General features: G+C 45.2%; 8 protein-coding genes and 1 pseudogene. 3 read left to right on the top strand and 6 right to left on the bottom strand.

Annotated features, from left to right (window positions below; genetic code table 11):
• The first annotated feature begins 266 nt into the window (after positions 1–266).
• Together groES and groL are read left to right on the top strand one after the other, a co-directional pair.
• A complete protein-coding gene (gene groES / locus SSCH_RS03350; RefSeq protein WP_044664243.1) occupies positions 267–551 on the top strand; it encodes a co-chaperone GroES in 285 nt (94 codons plus the stop codon).
• A gap of 36 nt (positions 552–587) precedes the next feature.
• Positions 588–2,239, top strand: a pseudogene (gene groL / locus SSCH_RS03345) (chaperonin GroEL).
• Between the two features lie 160 nt (positions 2,240–2,399).
• On the opposite strand, the gene SSCH_RS03340 reads toward groL, so the two are convergent.
• Genes SSCH_RS03340 through yqeC form a run of 3 tightly spaced genes read right to left on the bottom strand, consistent with a single transcriptional unit; the run spans position 2,400 to position 4,417 of the window.
• Positions 2,400–2,978 (bottom strand): nucleoside-triphosphatase, encoded by a 579-nt coding sequence (locus SSCH_RS03340; RefSeq protein ID WP_044664242.1) that lies wholly within the window; start codon positions 2,976–2,978, stop codon positions 2,400–2,402.
• Positions 2,979–3,016: 38 nt separating this feature from the next.
• A complete protein-coding gene (locus SSCH_RS03335) occupies positions 3,017–3,604 on the bottom strand; it encodes a nucleotidyltransferase family protein (RefSeq protein ID WP_044664241.1) in 588 nt (195 codons plus the stop codon).
• A 60-nt stretch (positions 3,605–3,664) separates the two neighbouring features.
• The gene (yqeC, locus tag SSCH_RS03330; RefSeq protein ID WP_052835250.1) at positions 3,665–4,417 is read right to left on the bottom strand and encodes a selenium cofactor biosynthesis protein YqeC; all 753 of its coding nucleotides are present in this window, start codon (positions 4,415–4,417) and stop codon (positions 3,665–3,667) included.
• A 684-nt stretch (positions 4,418–5,101) separates the two neighbouring features.
• Here yqeC and SSCH_RS03325 point away from each other — a divergent pair.
• On the top strand, positions 5,102–5,629 hold the full coding sequence (locus tag SSCH_RS03325; protein WP_232294195.1) for a biotin transporter BioY: 528 nt from the start codon (positions 5,102–5,104) through the stop codon (positions 5,627–5,629).
• 514 nt (positions 5,630–6,143) lie between these two features.
• Here the strand turns inward: SSCH_RS03325 and SSCH_RS03320 are convergent.
• The 3 genes from SSCH_RS03320 to SSCH_RS03310 all read right to left on the bottom strand — a co-directional run.
• A complete protein-coding gene (locus SSCH_RS03320; RefSeq protein ID WP_232294194.1) occupies positions 6,144–7,370 on the bottom strand; it encodes an MFS transporter in 1,227 nt (408 codons plus the stop codon).
• 55 nt (positions 7,371–7,425) lie between these two features.
• Entirely contained in the window at positions 7,426–8,235 is an 810-nt protein-coding gene (locus SSCH_RS03315) for a methyltetrahydrofolate cobalamin methyltransferase (RefSeq protein ID WP_044664238.1), read from the bottom strand.
• Between the two features lie 108 nt (positions 8,236–8,343).
• Positions 8,344–8,633 (bottom strand): monomethylamine:corrinoid methyltransferase (locus SSCH_RS03310; protein ID WP_044664237.1); only part of this gene is annotated, 290 nt, incomplete at its 5' end.

Genomic DNA, 8,633 nt, shown 5'->3' with positions numbered 1-8,633 from the left:
GAGAAAAAGGAAAAACCGAAAACCAATCCGATCATTGCTCACCTCCATTGATCCACTTTATGTAAATCCACCCCGATTTTACCCACTAAAAAAAATTGCAGTGTTTTCAAAAAATTTTGGGTAATTATAATGTAGTAAAAAAAGTAATTGACAAGTGGCCCCTTCATTTGTATTATTTATCATAGATTTTATTAGCACTCTTTCAAATTGAGTGCTAATACAAAATAAAAACCATAATATTCACACTACTTGAGGAGGGTTGTTTAATGCTCAAGCCACTTGGTGACCATGTTTTGGTAAAACCTCTCTCGAAAGAAGAGAAGACAGAAGGAGGCATCTACCTGCCGGACACTGCGAAGGAAAAATCCCAGGAAGGAGAAATCATCGCAGTAGGGCCTGGCCGGATGCTGGAGAACGGTACCCGTGTTGCCCCGGAAGTAAAAGTGGGTGACAAGGTTATTTATGCCAAGTATGGTGGTACCGAATTCAAGGTCGGGGATGAGGAATACCTGATCATGCGCGAAAGTGATATTCTGGCTGTTAAGGAATAGTGCCAGCAGAACAATTATTATTTAGGAGGTTGAAAAATGCCTGCAAAACAGATTTTATTTGATATGGACGCCCGCAAGAAACTGGAAAACGGCGTAAATATCGTGGCTGAAGCCGTCAAAACCACCCTTGGACCTAAGGGTCGTAATGTGGTTCTTGATAAGAAATTTGGCTCCCCCACCATTACCAAAGACGGAGTCACTGTTGCCAAGGAAATTGAGCTGGAAGACGCCTTTGAAAATATGGGAGCACAGCTCTGCAAAGAAGTGGCATCCAAAACCAACGAAATTGCCGGTGATGGTACCACAACCGCTACAGTACTTGCCCAAGCTATTGTCAGTGAAGGCCTGAAAAACGTCACAGCCGGTGCAAACCCTATCTTTTTGAAGCGCGGCATTGATATGGCAGTGGAAAAAGCTGTTGAAGAAATGAAAAAGATCAGCACCCCGGTGGAAACCAAGGAATCCATTGCACATGTTGCAGCAATCGCCGGCAATGATAAGCAAATCGGCGAACTTGTGGCTGACGCTATGGAGAAAGTCGGCAAGGACGGGGTTATTACAGTTGAGGAATCCAAAGGGATCGATACTTTAGTAGAAGTCGTGGAAGGTATGGAATTCGACCGCGGCTATATCTCTCCGTACTTCATCACTAACTCTGAAACCATGGAGGTAGAGCTTGAAGATCCGTACATTCTCATCTATGAGAAGAAGATCTCCGCTGTCGGCGACATGCTTCCCTTGCTGGAAAAGGTTGTCCGCACAGGCAAGCCCTTCCTGATTATCGCTGAGGATCTCGAAGGAGAAGCCCTGGCAACCTGGTAGTCAACAAACTGCGGGGAGTTTTGCAGTGTGCAGCAGTCAAGGCTCCGGCCTTCGGCGACCGCCGCAAGGCAATGCTGGAAGATATCGCTATCCTCACCAATGGTACCTTTATCACCGAGGATATGGGCTATAAACTGGAGCATGTAGACCTCGACAACCTCGGCCGCGCCAAAAAGGTAAAGATCGATAAGGAGAACACCACCATCGTAGAAGGCGAAGGCAGTGGTGAAAACATTCAGAAGCGTGTCAATCAGATCAAAAGACAGATTGAAGACAGCACCTCTGAATATGACACAGAAAAACTTCAGGAGCGCCTGGCCAAATTGGCTGGCGGCGTAGCAGTCATTAAAGTAGGTGCAGCAACAGAAACTGAGCTGAAAGAAAAGAAACACCGCATCGAAGACGCCCTTTCTGCTACACGTGCAGCTGTTGAAGAGGGAATCATCCCCGGCGGTGGAGCAAGTCTTGTAGACATCATCCCCTCCCTTGATGAAGTAGAGGCAGCAGGAGACATGGCAGTCGGCGTTAAGATTGTACGGCGTGCCCTGGAAGAGCCGCTGCGGCAGATCGCCGAAAACGCAGGACTCGAAGGATCAGTGGTTATTGAACATGTCAAGAATTCAGAGCCTGGTATAGGCTTTGACGCCCTCACCGAGCAGTATGCGGAAATGGTGAAGGAAGGCATTGTTGATCCGCTGAAAGTGACCAGGAGTGCCCTGCAAAATGCGGCCAGCATCGCCTCCATGCTCCTCACCACAGAGGCCTTAATCTCTGAAATTCCGGAGAAAAAGGATGCTATGCCACAGATGCCACCAGGCATGGGTGATATGGGCGGCATGGGCGGCATGGGCGGAATGGGTTATTAAACATAACCCCCAGAATCTAAGCGAACACGAAAAAACCCCTGGGAATCATTTCAGGGGTTTTTTTATATCTTTTAGGTCTATTTGAAAAACAGAAGCAGGAGACCGAAAGATAGAAGCCCGCGTTTGTTCCGAAACATTTCGACTACGATCTCTGTTTTTACTATCTGATAGTGTGTGTCTTAGAAGCTTGGACACCTGCTAAGAAACTGCGCAATTCTTTTACTGCTTTCTGGTAATCCCATGTATCAAGATCAATGACAAATATATCATCTCTTTTTCGGATTCCATCCAAAAACGGGTTTTCTTCTTTTTTCAGTACCCCCAGGACATATACAGGGGCATCAAGCAGCATATTAACCATGCTTCTAAAACGCGGCGCAAATTGCTCCACTCTGCCCAGTTCGTCCATCAAAATCACTTTCTTGCCACCTGTATAAGCCCGCTCCAGGATCTCTGCTCCCTTCTCTTCAAATGTCTTAATACAAGCCTCCCGGTGGCCTTGATCACCGAGATAGACAACTATATCTTTTTCTTCATAGATCGAATCAGTTTCCTTTTCCAAACTGTAGATCTCTTGATCAAGAAGCTCCACCATCTTGAAACCACAGTGCTTACCTGAACAAAAAACGCGCTGTACATAATATCCCCCAATATCATCCAGGAAAGGTGTGATTTCCTGTTTGATCAGAGTAGATTTCCCGCACTTTATTCTTCCGGTTAAAAAAAGATTTCTGATCATAGATAGCCTCCCTAATTGGTCGTTAGTGGTTGGTAGTATCATGTGTGCATTGATCGCCAGGTTTCTAAAATCTTTTTATAATCTTTTTCTGTATCAACATCCAAGGACTGGTGTGCAGGTATGCCGGGAACTGTTACAACTTTCTCCCGGTATTTTTTTATCAACTGCCTTCCGCCGGTATCCCCTTTCAGACACATTAATTCCTGTTTTAAATTACTGGAGAATATTGCCGGCATACTGTTTTCAGGCTTCAAAATCAGCGGGTTTTTTTCAAGGAAAACCTTCAACAGCTGGTTCATATAATCCGGTGACAAGAGTGGCTGATCCCCAACCACAAACATGATTCCTTTTACATCAGGAGCTACCGCTCCTGCACCTACAGCTACAGAGGTGCCGATTCCATCCTGATAAGACGGATTATAAATACACTTTACAGGATAGGAATTTAGAATCTGCCGGATTTCCTGGCAGTGAGCCCCCAGCACAACAATGACTTCGCAAACCTCTGTCTGAAGGACGTTTTCTACGACATGTTCGATAATGGTTTTGCTGCCAAGCTTCAGCAGCTGTTTCGGCCTTCCCAGCCTGCGAGAAAGGCCGGCTGCCAGAATCACCGCAGCAATCACAACACCACCTCCTGTACAGGTTTCCGTCGCTGGTCACTTCTACCAGGTTCCAGCGCCGGATCATAACACCACCTCCTGTACTGGCTCCTGTGATAATGTAGAGGCAATTAAAACCCTCCCCATCTCCGGAAGCAGAACTCTTGCAATATTTTTAGCCTTATGCTGTGCATACTGATCATCAGCTTTATTGAGCACAGGTATCACCCTCAGCCCTGAAGATAATCTGTTGAGCAATAACAGGTAGTATTTAAAAACACTTAAAATAGTTTCAGCAGTAACCGGAGTTCCAACCCTTTGTTTTGCTAGTTCTGCAACTATATGGTGGCGGTGTACATATTCCTCTGTCAGCGGCCTGCCCAGCACATCAACCCCCGCAATAACAGCCACACAGGTTGTCCGCTCTGGCACCTGCGGCTCAAAGGATGCGGGAGCCTTTAGAGCCCTGCCCCTGGCCCCATCAGCTTCAACTAATATAAAATCAAACACTCCGGAAATATATAACCTGTCTATAGCCTCCCTGCTCAAACCTATCACTTTATTTGCAATCAGCCCCTCCGCGGCAGCCAAAACCCTTTCACTGGCAGAGGCATCTATCAACTTTCTCCGCAGTTTATCTTCATCCTGTTCCAGATAAAGACGGCAACAGTCTGTTAACTGCGATTTAAACATTTTTGTACTGGTGGTGACCAATACCCTTGCCCCCTGCTGCGCGCATTCAGCAAGCAGCTGATGCATCAGTCCCGTTTTCCCACCTGCACCCACAAAACATACCAGTTCGTTTTTCTCTAGTTCTAAAGCATCATATAGTTTCACAACTTTTCACTCTTCCTTACCAAGGAAATTTCTCTGCAATAAGTTACACGGGCCGTCTCAAATTGTACCTCAAGGTTTACGTACATCTACATCAATTATAACCTCTGCAGAAGATGCCTGGCAATCAACTGATGAAGTGACACAGATACAGTTGCATCCGCTACCCGCGCTAAAAATAGGTGGCTATGTACCCCCTACCTGGACGCGTGCATTGGGGACAGTCCCCAATGCATCCTTGGAAACTGTCCCCAATGCATTCCTCGGATAGTTAGTAATGGTCTCTGACACCGCTCACGAGACCGTCATACTGTGATAATAATCGTTCTTTACAACGAACGCCATAATATAAATACACCTGAAGTGGCGTTTAGATCTAAGACAGTCCTTTTCACACAGTCTACTTTCCCTATGATCCATGTCACCGTCCGCATGATGTTATTGATGTATTTAACGCGAACCCAGTATTTTTCATTACAATATTGTGCCACTAGCGGCAGCGCTGCAATGGATGTTAACATGTATAATGTATTCTTTACAGTCAGCTGTTGACAATCCATTCATTACAGCAATATAATTCAAATTAAAATTCTAAATCATAATTCTCGCCAAAGGAGGGGTTACCCATGAATACACCTAAACTGCAGAAAAATTCAACTTGCCTGGCGTGATGATGACAGCATCTTGATGAAGTTAGTCATGGCACTGGTAGGCGCTGCCTTTATCGGACTGGCGGCCCAGATAAAAATCCCCCTGCCCTGGACACCGGTACCAATTACCGGCCAGACCTTCGCCGTCCTTCTTGCAGGTGTCCTGTGGGGAGCACAGGGTGGGGCATTGACCACCACAGTCTACCTCCTGCTGGGAGGAATAGGAATCCCATGGTTTGCCGGAGCAGCAGGAGGAGCAGCATATTTCGCAGGCCCAACAGCGGGTTACCTGATTGGGTTTATCCCTGCCGCTTACTGCACAGGATTACTTTACAATCGCTTTGCCTGGGCGAGACAGCTGCCAGGGCTAGTCCTGGTCATGACCTGCGCCAACTTTATCTTCATCCACGGAACAGGGATGATCTGGCTGGGATGCATTACAGGCATCCATGACATTGCTAAACTGTTGGCACTGGGGACACTCCCCTTTATCTCTGGTGACCTGGTGAAGATTGCAGTTGCTGCTGCTGTGGCACGGAGTTTCAGGTCAAGGATAAATCAGTAATCACCTCAACTAGTTTTCGTTTTAAGCTAAGCCCATCCCGATCCACGGATGGGCTTAATCGCTGTTATTCACCGCCAACGGCTTTTCTTTATTTAATTCTCCGGTACAATACCTTTCAGTAGTTTCTCCGCTTCTTGATCTGTCAGCTTATAATGGTAGAATTCATCATAGAATTCCTTAGCCTATGCTTTGATGTCATACTGTAATGATTCCGCATAGAGCAGGTTTGCTGCCTATTTTAACCTGAGTTATCAGATGACCTTACTCAAACCTGCATCATGTAACCTGAAAAGTTTTTTAAAAAGTGCGCGTTTTGCCACCACATTCTGTTTGCGGAAATTATCAGTAGCACTTATATTTTGACATATTACCGAAAAGACTTTGTTTTGATAATATTAAATGAAGGGTGCGGAAGATATGTCATGAGCTAGCAAGTCAAACGATTGATGTCTTTGATGAAAGCCATTAGAATAACGTATTTACAAAACACTTTAAGGCGTTTTTAGGCTTGGCGCTAGGACGAAACAGCCCCATGCCCGTTTTGTAATACCTTTCCCATGGAAAGAGATTTTCTACCGGGCAAGAATAATGAAAGAATAAAGCCTACCGCTGGAAATAGAATAATTATCTTGAACACCATGAAGAGACCCCAGTTGTCAGCTACCCAGCCCAACAGGGTTGTGCCTACTCCGCCCATTCCAATAGCGAAACCCAGCATCAACCCCGAGGCCAAACCAACATTACCTGGCAGCAGTTCCTGGCACATCACCACAGTAACAGCAAAGGTCGATATGATGACAAATCCGGTTGCAGCCAACACCACTGTGGCCCAGATTCCTTGAACATTCGCAAACAGGAATAGCAAAGGCACTTGTAAAGCAAAAGAACAGGTGATTATTGTTTTCAATCCCCAATGATCTGCGGCCGGCCCCCCGAACAGGGTTCCCAGCGCTCCTGCTAAAAGAAAGATGGATGTAAGAGAAGCCGCATGAACCTGGTCACAATGCAAATAGTGCATGTAATACTGGGGGATGAAGGTAACAATGCCCAGATGTGTCCAGGAGCGCATGATCACGATCATTATCAGTACGATAACTGAGAAGATAACCCCTTTGTTCAACTGTTTAGTAGGCTCTTTAGGGTGTTCAGCCTCGGCTTGTTCATCCTTCCCTATAGCAGTTTGGGTGTTGGTGATATTTTTCAAGTTGACCACAAGGATCAAGGCCATCAGAGCGCCAAGAATGATTAAACCTGCGGTTCCTTTAAGCCCTGCTAAACCGTACAAAAACGTAGCTAAAATGGGACCCAGCCCGAATCCGAGATTCCCCCCGACTGAGAATATAGACATGCCAGTCGCTTTACGCTTTCCACTTGCAAAGCGGGCGTACTTAGAGCCCTCAGGGTGATAAGAGGCAACCCCTAGGCCACTGATCAGAACGAGAAACAGCACTACTTTATAACTGTTTGAAAATCCAGTCAACCCCATACCGAGCCCACCCAGCAAACAGCCCAAAGGGATCAGCCAAACCGCTCGAAAGCGGTCGCTGAAAATGCCAAACAACGGCTGTATGATCGAGGAACTCAAATTAAACGCCAGCATCACAAAGCCAACCTGGATTTGAGTTAAGGCAAATACAGGCTGTAAAAATGCCAGGATCAAAGATAATGCCCCCTGATAGGCATCAGTTACCACGTGCCCTATTCCAAGCATTGCCAAGATTTTTTTGTTGCCTTTTTCCAACTGCATGTGCTCCTTTTAAGGTAGCGCTCTTTTGCTTGGAGTGCTTCAAGGGTGACTAGTTAGTTATTAACTGTCTTTTTTTAAAAGCAGTAAGATATTGTCTGCAATTATTATCTTTTCCCAATAACATCTGGGATGAGTATATCAATCCCATCATTTCTTTATCCAACGGATCGATGATACATGCATCCATTCCATTACTCACACATAATGTAATAAAAGCGCCGTTTATTACTTTACGCTTTGGTAGACCAAATGAAATATTACTTACACCACAGGTAATATGCACTTCAGGGTATTTATCCCGAATATATTTTATGGCTTGTAAAACCTCCAATCCGTACTTATCATTAACACTTACAGGTTTTACGAGGGGATCTAAAAAAATTGCATCCATCGGCACTCCATCTTTAACAAGACCATTTACCAATTTATCTGCAATTTCGATTCTATCTTCGGCAGTGGAAGGCATACCCCTATCGTCCATACAAAGTGCCACAATTTTGGTATTATACTTCTTTATTAATGGTAAAACTGCATTATACCTATCGACCTCAGCAGTAATTGAATTGATCATCTGCTGTTGTCCGTTTGCTTTCGCTGCTTCCAATCCAACCGCTAACGTCTCATGTGAGGGGCTGTCAATACACAAAGGAGCATCACTTACTTCCAGGATGCTTTTAACCAGCCATTCCATGGTCTCCCCCTCGTCATAAACTTGAGTCCCACAATTAACATCTAAATAGGTCGCTCCGGCTTCTATTTGGCTTTGTGCAAGACCTTGAATAACTTTAACATTCTTATTCTTTATTTCTGCACCTACTTCTTTACGACTCGAATTAATCAGCTCACCTACTATTAACATACGTTATACACTCTCCTTACCAACTAGTATGGGCTAAAGCAAAAAACAAGTTTGCCGGGTCTCCAGGGAAAACCGCCCCCAGAGACCGGCAACATGTAATTAGTTAATTTACCAGGAGCTAGCAGGATTCAAAGGAATACCTAAATCTATGCACTCCTGCTTGACTTTGTTGTAGATATCCTGATACTCTTTCGTAGGAGTAAATGTTGAAAAGTCAAAGCATTCTCTGTTGGATTTGCCTTTAGGTGGATCGTAAAGCCTGTCTTCATACTTGGGAATTAACACATTGGCAATCTCGTTTGCTTTCTTTCTTGTCATTCCAGCACAGGCTTTGAAGACTTCTCCACACCACCAGCACTCAACTGGGGTAATGTGGTTCGGGTATTTCCCTGCGGCAG

It is taken from the genome of Syntrophaceticus schinkii, assembly GCF_000946815.1.
Lineage (GTDB): Bacteria > Bacillota > DSM-12270 > Thermacetogeniales > Thermacetogeniaceae > Syntrophaceticus > Syntrophaceticus schinkii.
Note: the sequence above shows the minus strand (reverse complement) of the source record. Positions and strands in the feature narration are given on the sequence as shown.

Coding starts and splice junctions, on each gene's coding strand:
- SSCH_RS03315 (WP_044664238.1), bottom strand. CDS start 8,235: ATGTTAATAGTAGGTGAGCTGATTAATTCGAGTCGTAAAGAAGTAGGT.
- groES (WP_044664243.1), top strand. CDS start 267: ATGCTCAAGCCACTTGGTGACCATGTTTTGGTAAAACCTCTCTCGAAA.
- SSCH_RS03340 (WP_044664242.1), bottom strand. CDS start 2,978: ATGATCAGAAATCTTTTTTTAACCGGAAGAATAAAGTGCGGGAAATCT.
- SSCH_RS03325 (WP_232294195.1), top strand. CDS start 5,102: ATGAAGTTAGTCATGGCACTGGTAGGCGCTGCCTTTATCGGACTGGCG.